This window comes from Actinomycetospora chlora (assembly GCF_039542135.1).
Lineage (GTDB): Bacteria > Actinomycetota > Actinomycetes > Mycobacteriales > Pseudonocardiaceae > Actinomycetospora > Actinomycetospora chlora.
On the sequence record NZ_BAABHO010000016.1, the window covers coordinates 1 to 23505 of the forward strand.

29 protein-coding genes are annotated in these 23505 nt (G+C 75.6%); 13 read left to right on the top strand and 16 right to left on the bottom strand.

The window, feature by feature from the left end; all coding sequences use genetic code 11:
- Positions 1-735 (top strand): helix-turn-helix transcriptional regulator (locus ABD994_RS11820; protein WP_345414411.1); only part of this gene is annotated, 735 nt, incomplete at its 5' end.
- 109 nt (positions 736-844) lie between these two features.
- Positions 845-1060: a hypothetical protein gene (locus ABD994_RS11825; RefSeq protein WP_345414414.1), complete on the top strand. Its 216-nt coding sequence runs from the start codon at positions 845-847 to the stop codon at positions 1058-1060.
- A gap of 91 nt (positions 1061-1151) precedes the next feature.
- On the opposite strand, the gene ABD994_RS11830 is transcribed toward ABD994_RS11825, so the two are convergent.
- Together ABD994_RS11830 and ABD994_RS11835 are read right to left on the bottom strand one after the other, a co-directional pair.
- On the bottom strand, positions 1152-1664 hold the full coding sequence (locus ABD994_RS11830) for a DUF1269 domain-containing protein (protein ID WP_345414416.1): 513 nt from the start codon (positions 1662-1664) through the stop codon (positions 1152-1154).
- Positions 1665-1667: 3 nt separating this feature from the next.
- A complete protein-coding gene (locus ABD994_RS11835; protein ID WP_345414418.1) occupies positions 1668-2600 on the bottom strand; it encodes a YhjD/YihY/BrkB family envelope integrity protein in 933 nt (310 codons plus the stop codon).
- Between the two features lie 116 nt (positions 2601-2716).
- Here ABD994_RS11835 and ABD994_RS11840 point away from each other — a divergent pair, with 116 nt between their 5' ends.
- Complete coding sequence (locus ABD994_RS11840; RefSeq protein ID WP_345414421.1) at positions 2717-3946, top strand: AI-2E family transporter; 1230 nt, start codon at positions 2717-2719, stop codon at positions 3944-3946.
- Between the two features lie 3 nt (positions 3947-3949).
- On the opposite strand, the gene ABD994_RS11845 is transcribed toward ABD994_RS11840, so the two are convergent.
- Positions 3950-4585 carry a polysaccharide deacetylase family protein gene (locus ABD994_RS11845; RefSeq protein ID WP_345414423.1) on the bottom strand — a complete coding sequence of 212 codons (636 nt, stop codon included), beginning with the start codon at positions 4583-4585 and terminating at the stop codon, positions 3950-3952.
- A 36-nt stretch (positions 4586-4621) separates the two neighbouring features.
- On the opposite strand from ABD994_RS11845, the gene ABD994_RS11850 reads away from it, so the two are divergent.
- The gene (locus tag ABD994_RS11850; RefSeq protein ID WP_345414425.1) at positions 4622-4897 is read left to right on the top strand and encodes a hypothetical protein; all 276 of its coding nucleotides are present in this window, start codon (positions 4622-4624) and stop codon (positions 4895-4897) included.
- A gap of 4 nt (positions 4898-4901) precedes the next feature.
- Here the strand turns inward: ABD994_RS11850 and ABD994_RS11855 are convergent, their stop codons facing one another.
- Together ABD994_RS11855 and ABD994_RS11860 are read right to left on the bottom strand one after the other, a co-directional pair.
- On the bottom strand, positions 4902-5144 hold the full coding sequence (locus ABD994_RS11855; protein ID WP_345414427.1) for a DUF6158 family protein: 243 nt from the start codon (positions 5142-5144) through the stop codon (positions 4902-4904).
- 69 nt (positions 5145-5213) lie between these two features.
- Positions 5214-5783 carry a TIGR03086 family metal-binding protein gene (locus tag ABD994_RS11860; protein WP_345414429.1) on the bottom strand — a complete coding sequence of 190 codons (570 nt, stop codon included), beginning with the start codon at positions 5781-5783 and terminating at the stop codon, positions 5214-5216.
- A gap of 46 nt (positions 5784-5829) precedes the next feature.
- On the opposite strand from ABD994_RS11860, the gene ABD994_RS11865 reads away from it, so the two are divergent.
- Complete coding sequence (locus tag ABD994_RS11865; protein ID WP_345414431.1) at positions 5830-6168, top strand: MmcQ/YjbR family DNA-binding protein; 339 nt, start codon at positions 5830-5832, stop codon at positions 6166-6168.
- A gap of 3 nt (positions 6169-6171) precedes the next feature.
- Here the strand turns inward: ABD994_RS11865 and ABD994_RS11870 are convergent, their stop codons facing one another.
- Positions 6172-6978, bottom strand: coding sequence for an enoyl-CoA hydratase/isomerase family protein (locus ABD994_RS11870; protein ID WP_345414433.1), 807 nt, complete (start codon positions 6976-6978; stop codon positions 6172-6174).
- A 188-nt stretch (positions 6979-7166) separates the two neighbouring features.
- Here ABD994_RS11870 and ABD994_RS11875 point away from each other — a divergent pair, with 188 nt between their 5' ends.
- The gene (locus tag ABD994_RS11875) at positions 7167-8180 is read left to right on the top strand and encodes a DivIVA domain-containing protein (RefSeq protein WP_345414435.1); all 1014 of its coding nucleotides are present in this window, start codon (positions 7167-7169) and stop codon (positions 8178-8180) included.
- A gap of 3 nt (positions 8181-8183) precedes the next feature.
- Here the strand turns inward: ABD994_RS11875 and ABD994_RS11880 are convergent, their stop codons facing one another.
- A complete protein-coding gene (locus ABD994_RS11880) occupies positions 8184-8981 on the bottom strand; it encodes an alpha/beta fold hydrolase (RefSeq protein WP_345414437.1) in 798 nt (265 codons plus the stop codon).
- A 31-nt stretch (positions 8982-9012) separates the two neighbouring features.
- Positions 9013-10047, bottom strand: a complete 1035-nt coding sequence (locus ABD994_RS11885; RefSeq protein WP_345414439.1) for a helix-turn-helix transcriptional regulator — start codon at positions 10045-10047, stop codon at positions 9013-9015.
- Between the two features lie 103 nt (positions 10048-10150).
- On the opposite strand from ABD994_RS11885, the gene ABD994_RS11890 reads away from it, so the two are divergent.
- Positions 10151-10900, top strand: coding sequence for a hemerythrin domain-containing protein (locus ABD994_RS11890; RefSeq protein ID WP_345414441.1), 750 nt, complete (start codon positions 10151-10153; stop codon positions 10898-10900).
- Between the two features lie 89 nt (positions 10901-10989).
- Here ABD994_RS11890 and ABD994_RS11895 read toward each other — a convergent pair whose 3' ends face one another.
- From ABD994_RS11895 to ABD994_RS11915, 5 genes are read right to left on the bottom strand one after another with little or no spacing between them, the layout of a single operon-like run.
- A complete protein-coding gene (locus tag ABD994_RS11895; protein WP_345414442.1) occupies positions 10990-12177 on the bottom strand; it encodes an MFS transporter in 1188 nt (395 codons plus the stop codon).
- 59 nt (positions 12178-12236) lie between these two features.
- On the bottom strand, positions 12237-12839 hold the full coding sequence (locus ABD994_RS11900) for a nitrile hydratase subunit alpha (protein ID WP_345414443.1): 603 nt from the start codon (positions 12837-12839) through the stop codon (positions 12237-12239).
- A complete protein-coding gene (locus tag ABD994_RS11905; protein ID WP_345414444.1) occupies positions 12836-13114 on the bottom strand; it encodes an SH3-like domain-containing protein in 279 nt (92 codons plus the stop codon). The genes ABD994_RS11900 and ABD994_RS11905 overlap by 4 nt, the downstream gene beginning before the upstream one ends.
- Positions 13107-13391, bottom strand: a complete 285-nt coding sequence (locus ABD994_RS11910) for a hypothetical protein (protein ID WP_345414445.1) — start codon at positions 13389-13391, stop codon at positions 13107-13109. Before ABD994_RS11910 ends, ABD994_RS11905 begins: the two co-directional genes overlap by 8 nt.
- Positions 13392-13432: 41 nt before the next feature.
- Positions 13433-14203 carry a class I SAM-dependent methyltransferase gene (locus ABD994_RS11915; protein ID WP_345414447.1) on the bottom strand — a complete coding sequence of 257 codons (771 nt, stop codon included), beginning with the start codon at positions 14201-14203 and terminating at the stop codon, positions 13433-13435.
- 78 nt (positions 14204-14281) lie between these two features.
- On the opposite strand from ABD994_RS11915, the gene ABD994_RS11920 reads away from it, so the two are divergent.
- Positions 14282-15841 (top strand): long-chain-fatty-acid--CoA ligase, encoded by a 1560-nt coding sequence (locus ABD994_RS11920; protein WP_345414449.1) that lies wholly within the window; start codon positions 14282-14284, stop codon positions 15839-15841.
- A 96-nt stretch (positions 15842-15937) separates the two neighbouring features.
- Here the strand turns inward: ABD994_RS11920 and ABD994_RS11925 are convergent, their stop codons facing one another.
- Positions 15938-16324 (bottom strand): group I truncated hemoglobin, encoded by a 387-nt coding sequence (locus ABD994_RS11925; RefSeq protein WP_345414451.1) that lies wholly within the window; start codon positions 16322-16324, stop codon positions 15938-15940.
- A 143-nt stretch (positions 16325-16467) separates the two neighbouring features.
- Here ABD994_RS11925 and ABD994_RS11930 point away from each other — a divergent pair, with 143 nt between their 5' ends.
- Entirely contained in the window at positions 16468-16620 is a 153-nt protein-coding gene (locus ABD994_RS11930; RefSeq protein ID WP_345414453.1) for a hypothetical protein, read from the top strand.
- Positions 16617-17267: a hypothetical protein gene (locus ABD994_RS11935; RefSeq protein WP_345414455.1), complete on the top strand. Its 651-nt coding sequence runs from the start codon at positions 16617-16619 to the stop codon at positions 17265-17267. Before ABD994_RS11930 ends, ABD994_RS11935 begins: the two co-directional genes overlap by 4 nt.
- A 7-nt stretch (positions 17268-17274) precedes the next feature.
- Here ABD994_RS11935 and ABD994_RS11940 read toward each other — a convergent pair whose 3' ends face one another.
- Both ABD994_RS11940 and ABD994_RS11945 read right to left on the bottom strand, forming a co-directional pair.
- On the bottom strand, positions 17275-18933 hold the full coding sequence (locus tag ABD994_RS11940; protein WP_345414457.1) for a serine/threonine-protein kinase: 1659 nt from the start codon (positions 18931-18933) through the stop codon (positions 17275-17277).
- Between the two features lie 115 nt (positions 18934-19048).
- On the bottom strand, positions 19049-20266 hold the full coding sequence (locus tag ABD994_RS11945; RefSeq protein WP_345414459.1) for a L,D-transpeptidase: 1218 nt from the start codon (positions 20264-20266) through the stop codon (positions 19049-19051).
- 59 nt (positions 20267-20325) lie between these two features.
- On the opposite strand from ABD994_RS11945, the gene ABD994_RS11950 reads away from it, so the two are divergent.
- From ABD994_RS11950 to ABD994_RS11960, 3 genes are all read left to right on the top strand, one after another.
- Complete coding sequence (locus tag ABD994_RS11950; protein ID WP_345414462.1) at positions 20326-21681, top strand: four-carbon acid sugar kinase family protein; 1356 nt, start codon at positions 20326-20328, stop codon at positions 21679-21681.
- A complete protein-coding gene (gene denD, locus ABD994_RS11955; protein WP_345414464.1) occupies positions 21672-22649 on the top strand; it encodes a D-erythronate dehydrogenase in 978 nt (325 codons plus the stop codon). Before ABD994_RS11950 ends, denD begins: the two co-directional genes overlap by 10 nt.
- 98 nt (positions 22650-22747) lie before the next feature.
- Positions 22748-23500 (top strand): hypothetical protein, encoded by a 753-nt coding sequence (locus ABD994_RS11960; RefSeq protein WP_345414466.1) that lies wholly within the window; start codon positions 22748-22750, stop codon positions 23498-23500.
- Positions 23501-23505 lie beyond the last annotated feature (5 nt).

A 23505-nucleotide genomic window follows, 5' to 3' on the forward strand; every position in this document is an offset into this window, starting at 1 on the left:
GCCGGGCTCGCCGAGGCCCGCAGGGCGCGCGGCGCGCTCGGCGTCGCGCACCTGGAGGCCCCGCTCGCCGCGGCGCTCGCGCTGCTCGAGCACCGCGAGGCGCTGCTGCTGGGCAACCTCCGCGCCGCCGGGGACGTCGCGGCGTGGCTCGCGGCCCGCACCGACCGTGCCGACGGCGACCCCGGAGCACCCGAGGCCCCCGAGACCCTGCTCCTGCGGGCCCGGACCGAGGCGGCGACCGGCCGCTGGGAGGCCGCCCGCGCCGCGATCGCGCCGCTGCACCGCCGCGCCCGCCCACCGGCCACCCTGGTCGTCGAGGCCCACCTCGTCGCGTCGGAGGCGGCGCTGCGGGCCGGGGACACCGCGCGGGGGCAGGCGGCGCTCGACGCCGCCCTCGCCGCCGGCCGCGCCCATGACCTGGTGCGCCCCGCGGCGCTCGCCGGGCCACGCACCCGCGCGCTGCTGGCCGAGCGGCCCGTCACGCGGGACTTCGCCGGGCGGGTCGCCGCGGCGGCCGCGGCGGTCGCCGCCGAGGCGGCGCCACCGCTCTCGGAGCGGGAGCTGGTGGTCCTCGCCCTGCTCCCCTCCCTGCTCGACGCCCCGACGATGGCCGAGGAGCTCGTCGTCTCGGTGAACACCGTCAAGACCCAGATCCGGTCGATCTACGCGAAGCTCGGGGTGTCCACCCGGCGGGGCGCGGTGGCGCAGGCCCAGGAGCGGGGCCTGCTCGTCTGAGCCCCGTCCCCTCCCGTTCACCTGCCCGGGATGAGGAACCCCGGCCGTCGCGGCGCGATGATCGCCTCCGACGGCGGCCGCCGGAGCCGCCCGGCGCGAGGAGGCGGCCGTGGCGGGACGCTTCGAGATCCGGGTCAGCGGCCGCTTGTCCGACCGCGCGCGGGCGGCCTTCCCCGGGCTCGCGGTCGAGGAGGTCCCCGCGGAGACCGTGCTGCGGGGCTGGTCGAGCGACGAGGACGACGTCCACGGCGTGCTCGAGCGCATCCAGTCCCTCGGCCTCGAGCTGGTGTCGCTGCGGCAGGTGCCGGAGCCCGACCAGGACTGAGCACCCACGGCACATCGAGCACGGGGCACACGCGCGAGGACCCGCCGGGGAGCGCCCGGCGGGTCCTCGTGCGTGGGGGGTGCGGCCGGTCCTACGCCCGCGCCGGCGCGTCCTCCTCGACGTCGGCGAAAGCCTCGCGCAGGCGCTCCTCCTGGTCGGCGGAGAGGTTGGTGTGCAGGAGCTCGGCGCCGCTGCCGCGGAACGCGTCGACGACCCGATCCTGCACGGCGTTCTGGGTCAGGCCGAACAGCGCCGAGGTGCCCGGCGTGACCTTGGTGCGCACGTCGTTGATGAAGTCGTCGTCGATGCCGACGTCGGACAGCGACCCGGCGAGCGCGCCGGCGGCGGCACCGACGACCAGGCCCAGGAGCGGGACGAAGAAGATCAGCCCGAACAGCAGGCCCCAGAAGCTGCCGCCGAGGGCACCGCCGCCCGCGAGGCTGTGCAGCTGGCGGGTCTTCGGCCGCTTGCGGTCGGCGGGCCAGGTGACCACCGCCGCGTCCAGCACCTGGATCAGCTCCTCCTTCTGGAGCCGCTCGAGCGTCGCGAGGGCCTGGTCGGCGCCCTCCGGGGTCGGGAACTTCCATGCCGTCAGGGTCGCCATCGGTCATCCTCCTCGGGTGCCACGCGCCGGTGCGGCGGGCTCGTCCGGACTCTCGCCGGGACCGGCGGCGGCGGCCTCATCCCCGCCGGGTGACGCGACGGCGGGCGCGCGTCGCCGCCGTACTGGACCCACGGCCACGAAGTGGCCGACCAGGGCGCCCCCGAGCATCACGACGCCGAAGGCGACGAACCACGAGAGCATCACGAAGACGATCCCGAGCGGGCCGTACTCGCGGAAGTGCGACGTGATGCCCGGCGAGAGCACGACCGTGGCCGCGAGCCGGAGCCCCACCAGACCGAGGCCGATCAGCACCGCACCGGGCAGCAACCGCGTCCAGGGGACCCGCCCGGCGAGCAGCAGGTACTGCGTCCACCAGGCCCACACGATCGTGACCGGCAGGCCGATCACCAGGATCGCCACGAGCCACGCCACCCCGTCGAGGACGGGGTCGACCAGCGCCGCGGCCGCGGCGATCGCGAGGAACCCCGCGAGCCAGGCGAGCGGGCGCCAGAGGGCACGCACACCGCCGGAGGGCACGCCCCACACGAGCTCGTAGCCGTGCTGGAGCGCGAGCGGCCAGCGCACCGTGAGGACCACGGTCAGGACGACGCCGAGGCCCGTCGTCGTCGCCGAGACCGACGTGTCGGTGGGCAGGAGCTGTTGGAGGTCGTGGGTCGCCTCGGGTGTCAGGCCGATCCGGCGCACCAGACCGGTCACCGCGCCGCCCGACCCGCCCAGGGGCACGACCGCCGCGAGCGTGATCATCGCCGGCACGAGCAGCATGAAGGCGAGGGCGGCCAGGATCAGCGCCTGCTTGGTCAGCTGCACGTCGACGATCCGCCGCTGCAGGTGCCCGAGATGCGTCGCCTCGTAGCGCGTGCGCGTATCCCGCAGCCGGTCGCGCCACCCCGCGGGGTCGGGCGGGGCAGCGGTCACGGTGCCTCCCGGGGGCGTGGGCGGACGCCCCGGCGACGCTAGGCAGTGCGCCGCACCGGGTGCTCACCCCGCGCGGGTGAGCCGTCCCGGCGATCGTGTTCCTACCGTTCGGGGGCATGTCGACCCCCTCCGCCACGCCCGAGCCCGCGCCGGCGGCCGGGACGCCCCCGCCCCCGAACACGGCGGGCATCCCCCGCGCGCTCATGCTGCTGCTCGGGGCCGCCGCCATCGTCGTCACGATCGCCGGGCTGCAGGTCGGGGCGTGGCTGATCGCGCCGATCCTGCTGGCGCTGGTGATCGTCATCGCCATCGCCCCGCTCCAGTCCTGGCTGCGGCGGCTCGGCTGGCCGGGGTGGCTGACGGTGCTCACCCTGGTGCTGGTGGTGTTCGCGGCGGTGGTCGGCCTCGTCGTGCTGATGATCGCCTCCGTCGGGCAGCTCGTGGCGCTGGTGCCGCAGTACTCCGGTCGCATCCAGGGCATCACGAACTCGCTGACCGCCCTGCTCAACAAGGTCGGTTTCGATCCCGCCCACGCCGAGCAGACGGCGTCCTCGGCCGACATCGGCAAGATCGCCAACGCGGTCGCGGGTCTGCTCTCCAGCATCAGCGGGGCGCTGACCAGCCTGGTGTTCATCCTCGCGCTGCTGCTGTTCCTCATCGCCGAGGCGGGCGGCGCGAGCCGGCGCCTCGAGGCCATCGGGGCCGACCGGCCGCACATGGTCGAGGCGATGCTGAGCTTCGCGCACGGCACCCGGCGGTACCTGGTGGTCACCGCGATCTTCGGGCTGATCGTGGCCGTCCTGGACTCGGTCGCGCTGGCGATCATGGGCATCCCCCTCGTGGTGCTCTGGGGGCTGCTCTCGTTCATCACCAACTTCATCCCGAACATCGGCTTCATCATCGGGGTCATCCCGCCCGCGCTCGTCGGGCTGCTCGTCGGCGGGTGGAAGCTCGGCCTCGCGGTGGTGATCGTCTACTGCGTCCTCAACGCGATCGTGCAGTCGCTCATCCAGCCGCACTTCACCGGCGACGCCGTCGGGCTCTCGACGACCATCACGTTCGTCGCCCTGCTCTTCTGGGCCTGGGTCCTCGGCCCGCTCGGCGCCCTGCTCGCGATCCCCGCCACCCTGCTCATCAAGGCCGTGCTGGTCGACTGCGACCCGAGCGCCCGCTGGGTCGACGCGCTCATCGGCGCCGCCGGCCCGTCCGGCAAGGGCGCCGCCCCCGCGCCGGGCGCGTCGGCGGAGACGGGCGCCTCGCCCGACACCGAGCCCGGGACCGAGCCCGACCAGGCCACCGCCCCGCCGGTCGGGGCGCCGGCGCCCCGGACGGCCCCGGCGACCTGACCGTCACCCCGTGCCGGCCAGCTCCGTGAGCGTGACGGCCGTCAGCCCGCGGCGGGCGGTGCGGGCGAGCAGGTCGTCGACGGTCGCCGGCACGCGGGCCCGCTGCGGGCCCTCGTGCAGCACGACGACCGCGCCCCGGTGCACCACCGCGGCGAGCCACCGCCCGCTGCCCGCCGTCCCCGCACCGGCGCCGGCGATCGCGACGGCGCTGCCCAGCGCGCACCGCAGGCCCTCGGCCCGGGCGATCGCGAGGTGATCCGGCGTCGGCCAGCCCGACCCCGGCCGGAACCAGCGCACCGACCCGTGGACGGTGAGTTCCTCCTGCGCCGCGCGCAGCCGCTCCCGGAACGCGTCGGGGGCGAGGCTCCACGTCGGCTCGTCGCGCCAGGTGTGGTTGCCCAGCTCGTGGCCCTCGGCCACGATCCGGGCCGCCAGGTCGGGGTGACGGCGCACCCGCTCGCCGAGCACGAAGAAGGTGGCGTGGGCTCCGTGGCGGCGCAGCGCGTCGAGCAGGCCGGGTGTCGTCGCCGGGTCGGGGCCGTCGTCGACCGTCAGGGCGTAGTGCGGCGCGCGCGTCGGCACCGCGAACAGCACCCGGCCGCGCACGACGGGCCCGATCACACGCCACCGCGAGGTCACGGGTTGATCGTCCCCCGGCGGGGGCACAGGGGCACCGTGAGCAGGGGGAACCGCGCCTGGCGCCTCGAGGTCGACGGGGTCGGGCACGAGATCGAGGTCCGGTTCCGGTGGTTCACCGGAAGGCTCGAGGTGCTGCGCGACGGCGAGGTCGCCGCCCGGGGCCGGCTGTTCCTCTCGGCGCAGCGGTTCGACCTCGAGGTCGCCGGCCGGCCGGTGACGGTCGTCGTCGACTACGTCGACCAGTTCCACGTGCAGAGCGACCTGCTCGTCGACGGCGAGCAGGTCACCCCGTACCGGACCGGGCGGACCTGACGGGTCACCCCTCGTGGCGGGCGCCCGTCCGGGTGCGCGCCGGGTCGACCTCGCGCTGCGGGTGGCGCCGCAGGTACTCCGCCTCGAGCTCGCGGGTGCGGCGGTCGTGGGCCGCCAGGGCGTCGTCGCTGCCGTGGCGGAAGGTGACGTTGCGGGTGCCGTGCAGGTGCTCCAGCTCGTGGAGCAGCGGGTCCTCCCCGAGCGACGCCGGGTCGACCCCGGGGGTGGCGCCGGTGTTGTCGGTCATGGGGCCGGACGTACCCGGGTGACGGATCCGGCACGCTCGGGGCACGGCCGCGGCCCGTCGGACCGACGCTCATCGAACCCGTCGGCCGAGGCGCGCGAGCAGCCTGTCCTGCGGGCCGTCGCTGCGCGCCGGCACCGGGTCGGCGAAGAGCCCCGGCCCGGTGAGCATGACCGGGTCGGCGTCCAGGTAGGCCAGCGCGCGCCCGACCGCGTCCGGGTCGACCCGCTCGTCGAGGCCCGCGCCGCGGGCGAGGTCCCACTCGTGGACCGTGAGGTCCAGCAGCATCTGCTCCGCGTACTCGGCGACCGGGATCCAGCCGAAGATCGTGTGCACCCGCGGCGCGTGCTCGGCGACGGCGGTCCAGCGGGGGCGGGAGCGGGCGGCGGCGCGGTCCCAGGCGCCCGCGGGGTCGTCGTGGAGCAGGTCGCCCTCGTAGCGGTCGCCGACCTGCTCCATCGACGTCCCGGCCAGCTCGTGCGGGGCCCACAGGTGCTCGAAGCACAGGTGCCCGACGAGGTCGGCGACCGACCACGAGGCGCACGGCGTCGGCGCGGCCCACCGGTCGTCGCCGACCGCGTGGACGCGCGTGCCGAACCGGTCGATGGCGGCGGGGAGGAGCTCGCGGGCGTCGGCGGTCACCCGGCCGACCCTGGCACGCCGGGCGCCGTCGTGAGAGAAATCGGGCATGGCCGACGTGCACGACGTCCGCCGGCTCGCACTCGGCCTCGAGGGCGTCGAGGAGATCGACTGCGACGGCTTCGACTTCCGCGTGCGCGGCCGCGGGTTCGTCTGGTCCTACCCGGACCGCAGCAGCGGGCGCCGCGTCCTGCGCACCGACGTCGCCGTCCTCTACGTCGGCGACGAGGCCGAGCGGCAGGCCCTGCTGCGGGGCGAGCCGGACCTGTTCTTCTCCCCGCCCTCGTACGAGGGGCTCCCGCTGGTGCTGCTGCTGCTGGAGCCCGTGGACGTGCCCCGGCTGGCCGAGCTCGTCACCGACGCCTGGCGCATGCGGGTCGACGAGTAGCCCTCACTCGCCCCGGAACGTCGCCTTCCCGTGGCCCTGATCGACGAAAGACGCCATCGCCCCCTGCAGGTCCGCGGTGGCGAAGAGCTCGCCGGCCACCTGCGGGGTGACGTCGTTGGCCGCCTCGAGGCCGTCCTCGGTGAAGCGGCGCAGGATCTCCTTCGTCGCGGCGTGGGCGCGGGTGGGTCCGGCGGCCAGCGAGGCGGCGAGCTGCCGGGCGGCGTCGTCGAAGCCGTCCTCGGGCAGCAGCCGGTCCACGACGCCCCAGCGCTCCAGCTCCTCGGCGCCGAACCGCCCGGCCGTCATGACGAACAGCTTCGCCCGGCCGACCCCGGCCCGGGCCGCGAGCCGCTGCGTGCCGCCCATCGCCGGCGTCAGGCCCACGGTGGCCTCGATCAGCCCGAACGACGCGGCGGGCGTGGCGACGAGCAGGTCGCAGGCCAGCGCCACCTCGAACGCCCAGGTCAGCGTCAGCCCGTGCGCGGCGAACACCGTCGGGAACGGCAGGTGGTGCAGGCGCCGGCCGAGGTCGATGAGCTCGGCGAAGTAGCGCGTGCCCGCCTCGGCGTCCCCGGACTGCGACATCGGGTGGAAGACCTGCTTGACGTCCACCCCGCCGCTGACGACCTTGCCCTCGGCGCGCAGCAGCGCCGCCCGCGGCCGGGCCCGCTCCAGCTCGCCGACGGCGTCGCGCAGGCCCTCGTGCAGCGCCTGGTCGTAGAGGTTCAGGGGCGGGTGGTCGATGGTCAGCACGGCCAGGCCGGCGTCGTCCACGTCGACACTCACGGGGCCGGTCACGGGGGTGCTCATGGCCGCGATCCTGCGCGAGGTGGCGGGCGGGCGCGCGTGGGACCCACCCGTCCGTCCCGTTCGGGCGGTCGTGATCGCGGAGCGTAGCCCGATCGTGACCGTGCGGGTGCCGATCGGCTCTACCCCGCCACCATGGCGCGGAGAAGGCTCGGGATCGGGAGCGACCGGGCGCACCGTGGGGAGGAAGCGTGCAGCGGCAGGACGCAGGAGCCACCGGGACGAGCACGAGCGACGGGGGGTCCGGCGACGCAGCCCGTCGCACCCCCTGGTGGGGGTCCGGCTTCGACGTCGTCAAACGCGGCTACGACCGCGCCCAGGTCGAGGAGGCGCTCGACCACGCCCAGGCCGACCTGCAGATCATGACCACCGACCGCGACGCCATGGTCCGCGCCGAGGAGCAGGCGCGCGCCGAGGTGCGCACGCTGCAGGCCGAGGTCGACCGGCTCACGAACGCCCCGCTCTCGCTCGAGGGGCTCTCGACCCGGCTGGCGAACCTGCTGCGCCTCGCCCAGGAGGAGGCCGTCCAGATCCGGGACGAGGCGGCGGCGGACGCCCGCGCGATCACCGAGGACGCGCGGCAGCGCGCCCGCCGGACCGTCGACGACGCCGTGGCCCGCGCCGACGGGATCACCGCCGACGCCGAGCAGCGCAGCCGCGCGCGCCTCGCCGACGCGGCCGAGGAGGCGACGGCGATCGTCGCGGGCGCGGAGTCCCAGGCGCGGGCGCTGCGCCGCGACGCCGAGTCCGCGCGCGACGAGCTGCGCCGCCACGGCGAGGAGCTCGAGGCCGAGCAGCGGGAGCTGGTGGAGCGCACGCGGGCGGAGGTCGAGCGGCTGGGCGCCGAGGCCGCGGCCGAGCGGGCCCGCCGCGACGAGGACGCCGACACCCGCCGGCGGCGTCTCGAGGAGGACCTCGACACCGCCCTCGCGACGCGCCGCGCCGAGTCCGACGCGGCCCTGGCCGACGCCGAGGACCGGCGCCGTCGCGCCGAGGAGCGGGCGCGGTCCGTCGAGCAGGAGGCGGCGGCACGGCTGGACGAGGCGACGGCATCGGCGACGGAGCTCGAGGAGCACCGCCGCCGGGTGACCACGCAGATGGCCGAGCTGCGGCGCAGCCTCGACCTGCCCGGACTCGACGAGCCGGCGGTCCGCACCCCGGCCCCCACCCTCGTCACCGCGGGCGGGGAGAGCGGCGCGGCCTGAGGCTCACGTCGCGGGCGCGGCCTCGAGGAAGCGCAGGACGGCGTCGGCCACGAGGTCGGGGCGGTGGTCCACCGACGGGACGCCGGTGCCGGGCAGGATCTCCGCCACGGCGCCGGGGATCGCCGCGACGATCTTCTCCACGTCCGGCAGCGAGAACGTGTCGAGCTCGCCGCAGAGCACCAGGGTCCGGGCCGTGACGCGCCCGATCCGGTCCTCCATGCGGTAGCGGTTGACCGCCTCGTGGCCCTCCTCGACGCGGTCGATCACGGCGAGGGCGTCGCGGACGAGGCGTTCGAGCAGATCGGGGCGGTCGGCGGGGTAGTACGGGGCCCGGTTCTCCCACAGCGCGCGCAGGTGCGAGCCGTCGCCCGCGCGGGTCACGGCGTCGATCGGCGGGCGTCCCGTCGCCACCTGGTGCCGGCGTCGCGCGTCGACGTAGGGCATGCCGGAGAGCACGAGCGCTTCGACGCGGTCCGGCACCGACGCCGCGACCTCGGTGGCCACCACCGCCCCGGTGTGGTGGCCGACGACCGTGACGCGGTCGAGGCGCAGCGCGTCGCACACGTCGACCACGCCGTCGGCGAACAGTTCGATGCTCCACTCCCCCGATGGCTTGGCGGACAGCCCGTACCCGAGGGTGTCCAGCGCGATCGCGCGGACGCGGCGCCCGAGCAGCGGGAGGACGTCGCGGTACTCGTCGACCGAGCGCGGGGTCTGGTGCAGGAGCAGCACCGGGGCGCCCGCGCCCTCCTCGACGAGGTGGACCTGGCCGTGGCGGGTGTCGGCGAAGCCGTGGTGCACTTCTGCACCGTACAACGTACGGCGCGCCGGGTCAGGCGAGCACGAGCCGCGCGGTCATCTCCCGCCGGCTGCTGACGCCGAGCTTGGTGAAGACGACCTTGAGGTGGTCCTGCACCGTGTGCGGGGACAGGTGCAGCGACGCCGCGATGGTCCGCGTGCTCGCCCCCTGGAGCACGAGCAGGGCGACGTCCTCCTCGCGCGCGGTCAGCCCGTGGGCGGCGAGCGCGAGCCGGCTCAGCGCCGCCCGCGAGGTCGGCTCGACGGTGACGACGACGTCCCGGTGACCCGGCGGGCCCGCGAGCGGGGCGGCCCGCAGGCTGAGCCAGCGGCCCGCTCCGGTCTGGACCCGCGTCTCGGTGTGCTCGCCGGAGGCCCGGGTGGTGGCGACGACGGCGAGCACGTTCGCGGGCAGCGAGCCGTGGTCCCATCCCCCGAGCTCGTCGACCGTCGTGCGCGCCGCCGGCGTCAGGTGCGTGACGCGGTCGGCGGCGTCGATGATGAGGACGGCCGGGCCCTCGGCGTCGGGTGCCGGCGTGCTCGCGACGCCGAACAGGAGCCGCTGCACCGCCTCGGCCACCGGCTCGCTCACGCCGCCGAGCGCGTCGGCCTCGAGCCGGGTGAAGGGCGGCTCCCCCGAGCCGCGGGAGAGGGACATCGCCGCCCACGCGGCACCGCGCCCGAGGAAGACCACGCGCAGCTCGTCGGTGAAGCCGAAGCGGGGCGCGAGGAACTCCCGGTGGCGTCGGCAGGTCTCCGGCCGGCCGCCGGTGTCGATCGACAGCACGCCGACCGGCGGCCGGCGCCCGGCGATCTCGGCGAAGGAGTTGACGTCCGGCGCCCCGTACTCGAGAGCGGCCCACTCCTCGTCGCCGACGCCGAGGTCCCGGGTCTTGGACGCCCAGGTGACCAGGCCGGTCGCCGGGTCGGTGGTCGCGAAGCAGGCGAAGTCGTAGGGAACGTGACGGGCCACCGTGCGGTAGACCGCCTGCGCGAGCGACGGCAGATCGGACGCCGCGCCCATCGCGGCCCCGAGCCGGTCGGCCAGGGCGCGCTGCGGGGATGCCATGCGCTCATCGTGAGCGTCGCCCGGCCGAGATGGAATACCCAGCGTGACAATCCCCAGGTTCTTGGGATGTGAGCGACCCGCACGGCCCAGCACGCTCGGCGTCATGAACAACGCTGCGTCCATCGCCGACACCACCGACACCGCCCGCTGCTGGTGGGACCACACCCAGGCCCGCTGGGTCCGTCCCGAGCCGGGCGGCCCGCTGGTCGACGTCCGCGACATGGTCGTCGTGCACACCGCCCTGCTGCGCGAGTTCCGCCTCGCCCCGGCCGCCGTCTCACGGGTGCCGGTGGGGGCCCGACGCCCCGCCGCCCGCGTCGACCGTCACCTCGCCCTGCTCTGCGACCTCCTGCACCACCACCACGCCGGCGAGGACGCGCTGCTCTGGCCGCCGCTGCGCGAGCAGGCCCCGGCCCGCGCCGCCGCCCTGCTGGCCGAGGCCGAGGCCCAGCACGAGGGGCTCGACCGGGCCCTCGGTGCCGTGACCGCCGCCCGCCGCGCATGGGTGGAGAGCGTCGACGCCGGCGCCCGCGACGCGCTGGTCGAGGCGCTGCGGGAGCTGCACCTGCTGCTGGCCGAGCACCTCGACACCGAGGAGCGGACCCTGCTTCCCCTCGCGGCCGCCCACCTCACCGAGGCGCAGTGGCGCGCGGTCGGCGAGGCCGGCGCGGCGTCGGTGCCGAAGAGCGCGATGCTCCTGGTGTTCGGGATGTTCGCCTACGAGGGCGACCCCGAGGTCCTCGCCACCATGCTCGCCGAGGCCCCGGCCCCCGTCCGCACGCTCGTGCCGCGCCTCGCGCCGCGGGTCTACGCCCGCCGCGCGGCCCGGGTGCACGGCACCGCCCGCCCCTGACGCCCCAACCCGAGATCACCACTACGAAAGGCACCTCTCGAGGCCGTCCGGAGGTGCTTTTCGCACTGCTGATCTTCGAGGGGCGGGCGCTAGGAGGCCGCCGCCACCTCGCGGCGGGAGGCGGCTGCCGCGCGGTGGCGCAGGAGCATCCGCCGCCCCACGAGCACCCCGGCGCCGGCGGCGAGCATCGCCACCGCGGCCACGACCCACGCCGCCGCGAACGAGAGGTGGGTGGCGAGCAGCCCGAAGCCGACCGGTCCGAGGCAGCCGCCCGCGTATACGCCGACCTGCACCACGGCGGTCGCGGCGGCGGGGGCGGTCGGGTTGAGCCGGACCACCGCGAACTGCAGCAGCCCCGGCCACGACCACCCCAGCCCGAACCCGAGGACCGTCCCGACGATCAGCGCGACCGACCCCGGCAGGGCCAGCAGCACCACCCCGGCCGCGCCGAGCAGCAGGCACGCGGCGACGACGGTGATGTGGCCGCCCGCGCGCCGGTCGGCGAGCCAGCCATGCACCATCCGCATGACCACGGCGACGACGCTGCCGAGCGTGAGCACGAGGCCCGCGAGGCCGGGCGCGACGCCCCCGTCGACGGCGGAGGCCACGAGGAAGATGCTCAGCCCCGTCGAGCTGGCCGCGCCGAGACCCGCCGCGCCGCCGATGACGGCGAGGGCGACCGTCGCGCGGTCGGCGGTGCGGTCGCCCGAGCGCTCCTCCGGGTCGGCGCCGCGGGGCGCCAGGACCAGCCCGAGCAGCGCGAAGCCGGCCGCGATGACGTAGGCCCACCGCCACCCGACCGTCAGCCCGACCGCGGGGACGGCCAGCCCGGCGAGCAGCGTCGCGAGCGGCACGCACGCCTGCTTGACGCCGAACGACAGGCCGAGCCGGGCGCGCGGCATCGCGCGGGCGAGGGTGAGGTTGGTACTGAGCTGGCCCATGACGTTGGTCCACGCGCCGATCAGCACGATCGCGACGACGGCGCCGAAGCTGCGGGCGAGACCGGCGGTCAGCAGCATCGCGATCGCGGCGCCGACCAGCGCGATCCGGCTGGTCCGCCGCGACCCGAGCCGTTCGACGAGCTTGCCGACCGGGAGCGACACCAGCGCCGACACCCCGAAGTACGCGGACACGACGACGCCCAGCGCCGCGGGGTCGAACCCGAGCTCGTCGCCGATCTGCACCGACAGCGCGCCCAGCAGGAACACCGGCAGCACCGTCGCCGTCGTGATCGCGACGGCACCCGTCCCGACCCTCAGCGCCGACTGCTCCGTCATCGTTGGCAACGCTAACCGAACGCACCGCCCACGGGCGCCGACATCGGTCACACCGGACCTCAGACGAGGGCGGTCCCGATCAGGCCCTTGCGCGTCACCAGCCCGGCGAGCTCCCGCTCCCCCATCTCCTCGGTGCCCGCGGGCCGGCGGGGCAGCACCATGTAGCGCGACTCGGCACTCGCGTCCCAGACCGTGATCCGCGTCGACCCCGGCAGTTCGAGCCCGAACTCCCGCAGCACGCCGCGCGGGTCGCGCACCACCCGCGAGCGGTAGGCCTCGCTCTTGTACCAGCCGGGCGAGGGCCCGAGCAGCGCGATCGGGTAGCAGGAGCACAGCGTGCAGACGACGACGTGGTGCTCGTCGCCGCCGTTGGCCATCACCGTCAGCTTCTGGTCCTGCAGCGCGCTGCCCATCGAGTAGCCGAGCTCGGCGATGGCGGCGTTGCCGTCGGCGAGCAGCCGCTCCCGGAAGTTCGGGTCGACCCAGGCCCGCGCGACGATCGCCGCCCCGTGCGCGGGCGAGCCGCCGGCGGCGAACTCGTCGATCCGCCGGTCGATCTCGCCCGGGTCGAGGTGACCGCGCGCCTCGAGCAGCGCCTCGACGTGCCGCACGCGGGCGGCGACGGGTGCTGAGTCGTGGGGATGGTCGTGTGTCGTGCTCATCGGCCGCCCTCCGGCTCGAGGTAGTCCTCCCACAGCTCGACGACGACGGTGTGGTCGCCCTCGCCGAAGAGGTCGCTCGCCGCGAACCGCACGTGGTAGACCGCGCGCGGCGACGACGTCAGACCGCGGGCCCGCTCGTCGGCGAGCGGGTGGTGCCCGGCCGTGCTCACCACCTCGCCGCGCACCCCGCGCGCGTACCGGGGCAGCCGGGTGTGCCCGGGCGGGTCGACGGTGCGGGTGCGGACGCGGTCGCCGGCCGCGAAACGGTCAGCCACCGGCCAGCTCCTCCGGTGTCGCGACGCCCTTCTCGGCGAGCAGCGTCGTGATCGCGAGGAACCACTTCTCGTAGTACGACGCCGCCAGGTACTCCGGCGGCGGGATGCGCTCGAGCGCGTCGCGGAACTCGTCGAGGTTGTAGACGCCGCGGCGCACCATCGCGGCGTTGAGCGCGACGACGTGCGCCTCCCAGTCGGCGTGGAACGGCGGCTCGTCGGCCTCCTCCACGATCGCGGGGAAGCCGATCATGCCGCCGACGTCGTTGATCCGGCTCACGCGCTCGTTCCTACCGTCGCGCAGGCCCTCGGCGCGAGACCTCAGCCCGGACGGACCCACCCCGCCACGAAGGCGAAGCGGTCCTCGAAGCGCAGCACCGGGGTGTCGCGGTAGGCGTGGCGGAACTGCGCGACGCCCTCCGCGAGCTCCTCGGAGGAGAAGTCCGAGAGCACCGACATGTACCGCGCCTCGAGCATCCGGACGTAGCGCTCGCGGTCGATCGCGGCGTGGAACGTCCGGTAGCTGATCGACGCGCGCAGCCCGGCGGCGGCGAGGATCCCCTCGATCTCGGCGGGCTCGGGCTGCAGCTCGCGGAAGCGCTCGTGCGCGGCCCGGAACAGGGGGTGCCCGATCGCCGGCGGCAGCATCACCACGAGCACCCGCCCGTGCCGCGACAACAGCCCGGCCAGGCCGGTCAGCGTCGCCGCGCGGTCGGCCATGTGGTGGACCGACTCCTTGAGCAGGATCGCGTCCGGCCGCGTGCCGTCGGGCAGCGGGACCGCACCCGAGACCAGGTCCTCGGCGCTGGCCTGCAGCGGCCGCAGCGCCGGCGAGCTCGGGAGCTGCTCGAGCATCGCCGGCACGGGGTCGACGCACAGCACCGGATGCGCCGGCTCCACGCGCGCGGCCAGGCGCCGCGTGTAGAGCCCCGTGCCACAACCGACGTCGGCGATGACGTCGGAGCTGCCCAGGCGCAGGGCGTCGACCATGGCGTCGGCGAACCGGCGCACGTAGTCCGGGTCGTACGTCCAGTGCTCGTTGTAGCTGGCCGCCACACGTTCGTAGTGCTCGGCGGTGGTCGTCTCGGTCACGGCAGGGCCCCGATTCGCTGACGGCGACGTCGTGGCGACAGCGTGACAGGTCGGCGGCCACGTGGTGAGGATGGCCACATGACGTCCGGGCAGATCACCGGCCGGGGGATGACCCTCAGCGACATCCTCGCCCGCTGGGCGCGGATCACGCCGGACGCGGAGGTGTTCGTCGACGTCGGCACGGGCGAGCGGCGCACCTACGGGCAGTCGCACGACCGGATCACGCGGCTGGCGAACGCGCTGACGGCCGAGGGCGTCGTCCCTGGCGACCGCGTCGCGGTGATCGGGCTGAACTCGGTGGCGCTGCTCGAGGCGTTCATCGCCGTCCTGCGGGCGGGCGGCATCTGCGTGCCGGTGAACTTCCGGCTCGTCGCCGGCGAGGTCGCCTACACGCTGCACGACTCGGGCGCGGTCGTCGTCGTGGCCGACGCCGCGACCGTCGACGTCGTACGCGCCGCCCGGGCCGACACGCCGGGCGTGCGCCGCGTGATCACGATCGGCGACGACCTCGAGCAGGTCCTCGCGACGGCCGACCCGACCTACCGCGAGCTTCCGGTCCCCGACGAGGCCACGGCCTTCATCATGTACACGTCGGGGACCACCGGCGCCCCCAAGGGCGCGATGCTCACCCACCGCAACCTCTACCTGCACGCCTTCTCGTCGACGATGCACCTCGGCGGGCCGGGGGGGCCGGGGGTGTGGCTGGCGGGCACGCCGCTGTTCCACATCGCGGGCCTCGCGGGCTTCCTGCCGAGCCTCTTCGCCGGCGGCACGACGATCATCCCGCCGTCGGGTGGCTTCGACCCCGACGGGACGCTCGCGGTCCTCGAGCGCGAGCGCGTCACCGCCTGCTTCTTCGTGCCCGCGCAGTGGGCGGCGCTCTGCGCGCGGGCCGAGGCCGGCCACTACGACCTCTCCGCCCTGCGCAAGGCGTCGTGGGGCGCGGCGCCGGCGTCGACGGCCCTGCTCCGCACGATGATCGCGACGTTCCCCGACGCCGAGATCGTGACGTCGTTCGGGCAGACCGAGTGCAGCCCGGTGACGACGACGCTGCGCGGCGAGGACGCCGTCCGCAAGATCGGGTCGGTGGGCACCCCGATGATCAACGTCGAGGTCCGGGTCGTCGACGACGAGATGCACGACGTGGCGCCCGGGGAGGTCGGCGAGATCGTCTATCGCGGGCCGCTCGTCATGTCGGGCTACTGGAACAAGCCCGAGCAGACCGCCGAGGCGTTCCGGGGCGGCTGGTTCCACTCGGGGGACCTCGTCCGCCAGGACGCCGACGGCTACTACTACGTCGTCGACCGCAAGAAGGACATGATCATCTCGGGCGGCGAGAACATCTACTGCGCCGAGGTCGAGAACGTCCTCGCCGGGCACCCGCAGATCGCCGACGTCGCCCTCATCGGCGTCCCCGACGACCGGTGGGGCGAGACCCCGCTCGCCGTGGTGGTGCCGCGCGACCCGGACGACCCGCCGACCCTCGAGTCGGTCGACGAGTACTGCCGCGAGCACCTCGCCCGCTACAAGCGGCCCCGCCGCCTCACCGTCGTCGACGCGCTGCCGCGCAACGCCACCGGCAAGGTGCAGAAGACGGTGCTGCGCGAGCGGGCGCTCGACACGGAGGCCGTCTCGTAGCGCCGTCGGCAGAGCCAGGCCGCGGGGACGTGGGCGCGCTGACGACACGCTCGCGAGATCGACATGGAGAGCGACGAGCGGTCGCGTCGCCGGGCGTCAGGCCGCCTGGACGACCTGGCCGCGGTAGCTCTCGATGATGTCCATGAACTCCCGGTGCTCGGCGTCCGGCACACCGAGGTAGCTCAGGGTCGCCGCGATCTCCATGGACACGGCGTCGAAGCCCGGCTCGTCGATGGCGAGGTGGTCGTGGGCCTTGACCATGTCGTCGCCGAAGTAGCACTTCGGCCCGCCCGCGGCCTCGATCGACCAGGCGGTCACGAGGAACTTGTAGCCCGGCGCGTTCGCGGGGTCGCCGTGGTGCGCCTTCACGTTGTCGTTGGCGTTGACCTTGGCGTTGGCGAAGAGCCGGTCGACCAGGACGTCGACGGCGCCGGCGATGCCGTAGACGCCGCCCAGACGCTCGTACAGGGACTGCTCGGCCATGGGGTTCCCCTCCCGTTGGTCACCGCCGGCGACGTGGTGGACCGGCCGCGTGATCGGACTCACTCTGACGTCGTCCCCGGTCGCGGTCAATGGTGCACAACCAACCCTTGGTGCGCGGGGTCCCGCGTGGCAGCGTTCTCCCCGTGGACATCGGACCCGTCCGTCAGCGCTTCACCGCCGAACCCGTCTCCTCCCCCGTGCCCGGCGAGCCGTCGGCCGAGCCGGTGATCGAGCTCGTCCGCGACGAGCCGGCCCACGACGCCCCGACGCACGTCCCCGCCGAGCCCGCTCGGTGACGAGCCCGCCCCGCGAGCCGCGCGGCGCGGGCGAGGACGTCCTCGACGTCGGGCCGGCGCCGGACGTCCCGCACCCGGTGCTGGGCTGGCGGACGTGGCGGCTGGGCCGGCGTGCCCAGCGCCGTACGGACCTCATCGCCCCGCTGGCCGGGCTGCCCTGGCCGTCGCGGCAGGCGATGGTCGCGTTCTGCGCGTCGCCGACCCACGCGCCGCCGGGCGACCGCTGCGGCTGCGGCCTCTACGCCGTCGCCGATCCCGGCCGGCTCGACTGGGGCCCGTCGGACCACGAGGTGCTCGGCGTCGTCGCGCTGTGGGGACAGGTCGTCGAGGGCACACGCGGCTGGCGCGCCTCCCACGGCTACCCGCGCTTCGTCGTCACCGGCCCCGCGATCGCCGAGGAGCAGCGCGCCGCCCTGGCCCGGCGCTACGGCGTGCCGGTGCACCGCTCGGAGGTGCCGCCGCGCGTGCTGGCCGCGCAGCTGGGCGCCGACCGTGCCCGGGCCGACGCCCTGCGCCGGGGCAGCGACGCCGAGGTCGCGACCGCGCTCGCGGCCGGGATGCCGGAGTGGCGGCGCCGCTGGTCGGCCGGCCAGGCGGCCGCCGAGACCGCGTGCCGCCCGCGCCGGCGAGGCTGGCGACGGCGCTGATCCCCTCTCAGCCGCCGATCTCGGTACGCGGCCGGAACTGCAGCTGGTTCCAGACGGCGTTGCACTGGTCGAGCGTCGCGGTGCGGATCTCCCAGCTGTAGACCATGCCCTCGTAGATGCCCGTCGAGTAGACCGTGCCGTCGCGCTCCACCGTCCACAGCGGGCCCTGGTCGGCCCCGCCGGACTGCCAGGAGCGGTACTGGTCCATCGCCGGTCCCAGCGCGACCGTGTCCTGGTACCACTGCCGCGCGGCGGCCGCGTCGGGCCAGCGGGAGTAGACGACGCGGGCGTCGGGGGCGACGCCGGGGTAGCTGCAGATGACGGCCTCGGCCGGGTCCACGCCCGTGGTCGTCCCGAGCTGGTCCTGGGCCGTCGACGCCCGGCAGTTCTGCCCCGTCGCGCTCGGGAACACCTGGGCGACGGTGAGCGCCTGAGCGGTGGTCGACGGGCCGGAGGGCCCGGCGACGACCGGGGGCGCGTCGTTCCGTCCGACGACCACGACGACCGCCACCGCGGCGAGCACGAGCACGGCCAGGAGGCCGCCCACGATCGCCAGGACCTTCCCCCGGCCCCGTCGCGGGGCGGGCGGCGGAGCCACGGGCGGGTACCAGCCGCTCGGCGGCCCCGGCGGCGGCGGGACCGGGCCCGAGGACGACGGCCCGGGCGGCCCGGGCGTCCAGGGCGCGACGGGCGTGGCACCCGGCCGCGGGTCGGGGGTCCAGGTCGGCGGCGGGACGGGCCGCACGGCGGTGGGCCCCGCGGCGTCGGGCGCCGCGACGGGACCCGAGGGCGCGCCGGCCCCGACGGCCGCCACCGCCGCGTCGGCGAGCGCGCCGGCCGTCGGGTAGCGCTGGGCGGGGTCCTTGGCCATGGCCCGCGCGACGACCTCGTCGAGCGCGGGCGGCGAGGCCGGCGCGACGCCGGAGAGCCGCGGCACGGGGGCGTTGAGGTGGTCGTACATCAGCGCCGGGCCCTCGGAGAGGAACGGCGGGCGGCCGGCGATCGCCTCGAACAGCAGGGCGCCCAGCGCGTAGACGTCGACGCGGCGGTCCATGTCGCGCCCGACGAACAGCTCCGGCGCCATGTAGGCGAGCGTGCCGATGGCCATGCCCGTACCGGTCAGGTTGCTCTGCGCCCCGCCGCCGGCGCGGACGATGCCGAAGTCGACCAGGTAGACGAAGTCGCGGCCGCGGTGCTGGGTGATCAGCACGTTCGACGGCTTGACGTCGCGGTGCACCAGCCCGTCGTCGTGGGCGGCGTCGAGCGCGTCGGCGACCTGCCGGACGATCTCCACCGCCCGCTGCGGCTCCAGGCCGCGGCTCGCCTCGATGACGTCGGCGAGGTCGTCGCCGGCGACCAGGCGCATGTCGATGAAGAGGCGGCCGTCGATGGCGCCGAAGTCGTGGATGGGGATGACGTGCGGCGAGGACAGCCGGGCGGCCGTGCGCGACTCGCGGCGGAAGCGCTCGCGGTACTCGTCGTCGCCGGCGAGGCCGGCGTGCAGGCGCTTGACCGCGACGGTGCGCTCGCGGGCGGTGTCGACGGCGCGGAACACCTCGCCCATCCCCCCGCGGCCGATGCGCTGCTCGAGCCGGTAGGGCCCGAACATCTCGACCGGCTCGCCCGGGCCGGCCGGGCGCGAGTGGTCGGGAGCCTCGGTGCTCATGCGTGGCCCTCCCGGATCGCCAACGATGTCACCGAGAGTATGCAGCACCTCGGTGCGGGCGCGTCAACACCGCCCCGAACGGCCGTATCTGGCCAGTGAAAGTCACGGATGGTGCTCAGGACCGGAGCGCGGACATCCCCGTCCACTGGTCCCACGGCACGGTCCAGTCGGCGATGTCGCCGGTGGACAGCGTCAGCGGGACCGGGCTGTTGGTGACCTCGACGGGGTCGCCGAACATCGCCGTGTCGAAGTAGGCGTGCGCGTCGTCGGTGGAGAGGTTCACGCAGCCGTGGGTGACGTTCACCGAGCCCTGCTCGCCCGTGGTGTCCGGGTTGGCGTGGATGAACTCGCCGTTGTTCTCGATGCGCACGGCCCAGTGCTCGGGCACGTTCTCGTAGCCGTAGGCCGGGTTGGACATGAGCACGGTCTCGGACTTGGCCATGACCACGTGCACGCCGTTGGTGGTGTTCCGGTTCGGGTCGGAGCCCAGCCCGTAGCTCGCCGGGACGGTCATGACGACCTGGCCGTCGCGCACCACGACCATCTGGTGGCTGTTGACGTCGGCCTTCACGATCTGCGAGCGGCCGATGCTGAAGGCGCTGGTCACGTCGGCGCGGCCCCACACCCCGTCGCCGTCGTCCACCCCGAACTGGTGGACGGTCACGTGCACCTGCGTGCCGGGCTGCCAGTAGTCCTTCGGGCGCCAGTGGGCACGGGAGCCGCCGTTGTCGTCGTCCAGCCAGGCCCACGAGCCGGTGGTCGGCACGGAGGTCTGCACGTGCATCGCCCGCTCGGCCGCGGCCTTGTCGGTCACGTGGTGGTCGAACTGCACGATGATCGGCGCCCCGACCCCCACGGTGTCGCCGTCACCGATGTTGAGGTGCGCACCGACCAGGCGGTCCGGGTCGACGGTGGTGAACGTGCCGGCCACCGGCACCGCGGCCCCGCCGTCCCCCGCGGCGCTGCCCGACCACGTGTAGGTCCGGCCGTACGACAGCGGTCCCGACGCCGTCCAGCGGTGCCCGTCGGGGGACACCGCGCCGGGCACCGCCGCGCCGTCGTCGCCCACGAGCGCGACGGTCGCGAGGCGGCCGTGGTCGACCGCCACGGAGGGCACCTGGTCGGGTGCGACGTCCGTGGCGCCCGTCGCCGGGGTCGCGGTGACGACGGCCGCGGGCGCCGGGGGCGCCTCCGACGACTCCGAGGGCCCGGCCCCCGGCGCCGTCGTCGCTCCCGACGCGGACGCCACCACCCCGACCACCGCACCCGCCAGCAGTCCCACCGCCAGCACCAGCATCACGGCGATGAACGCCCTCGCCCAGCCCAGACCCACGTCACCTACGACGCGCGAGTGGGGGCCGGGGTTGGGCCCGGAGGTGGCACGATCGGCGCGTGCCACCGAGCCTCGAGCACCTGCCGCCGGTGCGGACGGTGCCGGCCGAGCAGGTGCGCGACGCGCTGGCCGGCACGCCGACGGTCGTGGTGCTCGACGATGACCCCACGGGCACCCAGCCGGTCCGCGACCTGCCGGTCCTCACGCGCTGGTCGCCCGACGACGTCGCCTGGGCCCTCGCGCAGGGCACCCCCGCGTTCTTCGTGCTCACCAACACCCGCAGCCTCGACCCCGACGCCGCCGCTGCGCGGGACCGCGAGGTGGTGCGGACCTGCCTCGACGTCGCCCACCGTGAGGGCGTCGCGCTCGTGTTCGCGAGCCGCAGCGACTCCACGCTGCGGGGGCACTTCCCCCTGGAGACCGACGTCATCGCCGCCGAGGTCGGGACGCCGCACACCGTGGTCCTCGCCCCCGCCTTCCCCGACGCCGGGCGGGTCACGGTCGACGGCGTGCACCACCTGCGCGACGGCGACCGCCTGACCCCCGTCGCCGAGAGCGAGTTCGCGCGCGACGCGACCTTCGGCTACCGGTCCTCGCGGCTCGCGGACTGGGTGGCGGAGAAGAGCGGCGGCGCGACGCCCGCCGCCGCGGTGGCCGAGGTCCGGCTCGAGGACCTGCGCGCCGGCCCCGTGGAGATCCCGGACGCGGACGTCGTCGTCCTCGACGCCGTCGTCGAGGACGACCTGCGCGCCGCGGTCCTCGCGCTCCTCGCCGCGGAACGCCACGGGGCGCGCTTCGTGTACCGGGTCGGCCCGACCTTCGTCCGCGCCCGCGTCGGCCAGCCCGAGCACCCGCCGCTGGCCGACGCGGAGCTGGCGGACGCGGTCGGGCGCGGGCACGGCCTGGTGGTGGTCGGCTCGCACGTCGGACGGACCACCCGCCAGCTCGAGCACCTCGCCGGCCGCCGCGAGCTCGACACGGTCGAGGTGGACGTCCCGGCCGTGCTGGACGGCACGGCCGACCTCGACGCCACGGCGGCCGCGGTGGCGACGTCGCTCGAGGGCCGCACCACCGTGCTCAGCACGTCCCGCACGCTCGTGACCGGCCGCGACGAGGCGGAGAGCCTCGACATCGCGCGGCGGGTCAGCGCCGCGCTGACCACGGTCACCGCCCGCGTGGTCACCGACCGGCCCCCGGCGTACGTGCTGGCCAAGGGCGGCATCACGTCCTCGGACGTCGCGACCGACGCGCTGCGCGCCGACCGGGCGTGGGTGCGCGGCTCGCTGCTGCCCGGCATCGTGTCCCTGTGGACGCCGACGAGCGGGCCGCCGCTCGTGGTGTTCGCCGGCAACGTGGGTGACGACGGCGCCCTGGCCGACGTCGTCGACCGGCTCGAGGAGGCCGCGTGCGCGTGACCGTCACCGGCGGGGCCGGTTTCCTCGGGACGCTGCTGTGCCGGCGCCTGCTCGCCGGGCCGGTCGGGCTCGGCGGGGCGACGCCGGCGGAGGTCACGCGCCTGACCGTCGTCGACCTCGCCGCCCCGCCCGACGACGTCACCGCCGACCCCCGGGTCGAGCACGTCGAGGGCTCGCTGGCGTCCGACCTCGGCGACGCCGCCGACGCCGTCTTCCACCTCGCGGGCGTCGTCAGCGGGGCCGCCGAGGCCGACTTCGACGCCGGCATGCGCACCAACCTCGACGGCACCCGCGCCGTCCTCGAGTACGCCCGCGGCCACGCGACGCCGCCGGTGCTGGTGTTCACCAGCTCGCTCGCGGTGTTCGGCAGCGACCCCGCGATCGGGCCGGTGGGCACCGTCGACGACGACACCCTCCCCCGCCCGCAGTCGAGCTACGGCGTGCAGAAGTTCGTGGGCGAGCAGCTCGTCGCCGACTACACCCGCAAGGGCTTCGTCCGCGGACGGTCGGTCCGGCTGATGACGGTGTCCGTGCGGCCCGGACGGCCCAACGCCGCGGCCTCGAGCTTCCTGTCCGGGATCGTCCGCGAGCCGCTCGCGGGCGAGCGCGCGGTGTGCCCGGTGCCCCCGGACATGCCCGTCGCCCTGTCGTCCCCGCACCGCACCCTCGACGGGATCCTGCGGGCCGCCGAGGTCGACGACGCCACCTGGGGCAGCCGCACGGCGATGAACCTCCCGGCGCTGTCCACCACTCCCCGCGAGATGACCGCGGCGCTGGACCGCGTCGCCGGCGCGGGCACGAGCGACCTCGTGGACTGGGTCGAGGACCCGGCCGTGGTGGCGATCGTCGGCAGCTGGCCGCCCCGGTTCGTGACGCCGCGGGCCCACGCGCTCGGGCTCGTCGCCGACGACTCCTACGACGACGTCGTCCGGGCATACCTGGCGTCGTCACGCTCCGAGGCGGGGTAGCGGCCGAGCGCTGCTCCTGGCCGGCGAACGTCGTCTCCCTCACTCGGACGAGTCCCCCGAGATGACGGAGCGTCATCCCGGGGCGCATCATGGACACCGTGGTCGCGACACCCGACGCGCCGTCACGTCCCCTCTGGGCGCCGGTGCCGTTCCTCGTGCGCGCACGGACGGGGCTCGCCTGGGCCCTGCTGTCCGGCGTGCTGGCCGTCGTGCTCCTCGCGCTGCTGCGCGGGTCGGCCGACACCTCGCTGCTGCTCCCGGCGCTGCTGGTGCTGGCCGCCGCCCTCCTCGCCGTGGTGGCGACGGCGGGGCACGCGCTGCACGCCGCCCTGCGCGCGGGGCCGGGCGACGGGATGACGTCCTACGGCCCGGGGCGACGCGTCGAGGTGATGTGGGCGTCGCGCCGCCACGACCGCGGCCGCGTCGAGGTCGAGGACGTCGGTCAGGGCCAGATCGTCGCGCTGCCCGCCCGCGACCCCGACGACCTCCCCCACGTGACGCTGCGCCTCGGCGGCCGCGACCTGCTCGTGCAGGGCGGCCCCGGCCGCGACGCCGACTGGTACACCGTCGTCGACGACCGCGGCTACACCCTGGCCCGCGCCGAGGCGTACCCCGGGCCCGCGCGGCGCCGGACCGGCGCGCCCGTCGACTGGGAGGTCCACCCCGGGCACGGGCCGGTGCTGCGCTTCCGGCACGGGCGCGGCGTGCAGCCGACGGGCGTCACGCTGCTCGACGACACGGGCACCGCGTGGTGGGTGCGCGAGGCCCGCCGCGCCGAGCTGCCCGACGACCTCGACCCGGTGTCCGCGGTGTTCGTGGTGCTGCTGATCGATCAGCTCGGGCGGCCCTGACCGGT

Excerpts from the sequence above, each read along its gene's own strand:
- ABD994_RS11830 (WP_345414416.1), bottom strand. The coding sequence starts at position 1,664 with ATGGCGACCCTGACGGCATGGAAGTTCCCGACCCCGGAGGGCGCCGAC.
- ABD994_RS11840 (WP_345414421.1), top strand. The coding sequence starts at position 2,717 with ATGTCGACCCCCTCCGCCACGCCCGAGCCCGCGCCGGCGGCCGGGACG.
- ABD994_RS11855 (WP_345414427.1), bottom strand. The coding sequence starts at position 5,144 with ATGACCGACAACACCGGCGCCACCCCCGGGGTCGACCCGGCGTCGCTC.
- ABD994_RS11865 (WP_345414431.1), top strand. The coding sequence starts at position 5,830 with ATGGCCGACGTGCACGACGTCCGCCGGCTCGCACTCGGCCTCGAGGGC.
- ABD994_RS11870 (WP_345414433.1), bottom strand. The coding sequence starts at position 6,978 with ATGAGCACCCCCGTGACCGGCCCCGTGAGTGTCGACGTGGACGACGCC.
- ABD994_RS11885 (WP_345414439.1), bottom strand. The coding sequence starts at position 10,047 with ATGGCATCCCCGCAGCGCGCCCTGGCCGACCGGCTCGGGGCCGCGATG.
- ABD994_RS11890 (WP_345414441.1), top strand. The coding sequence starts at position 10,151 with ATGAACAACGCTGCGTCCATCGCCGACACCACCGACACCGCCCGCTGC.
- ABD994_RS11895 (WP_345414442.1), bottom strand. The coding sequence starts at position 12,177 with ATGACGGAGCAGTCGGCGCTGAGGGTCGGGACGGGTGCCGTCGCGATC.
- ABD994_RS11900 (WP_345414443.1), bottom strand. The coding sequence starts at position 12,839 with ATGAGCACGACACACGACCATCCCCACGACTCAGCACCCGTCGCCGCC.
- ABD994_RS11920 (WP_345414449.1), top strand. The coding sequence starts at position 14,282 with ATGACGTCCGGGCAGATCACCGGCCGGGGGATGACCCTCAGCGACATC.
- ABD994_RS11925 (WP_345414451.1), bottom strand. The coding sequence starts at position 16,324 with ATGGCCGAGCAGTCCCTGTACGAGCGTCTGGGCGGCGTCTACGGCATC.
- ABD994_RS11940 (WP_345414457.1), bottom strand. The coding sequence starts at position 18,933 with ATGAGCACCGAGGCTCCCGACCACTCGCGCCCGGCCGGCCCGGGCGAG.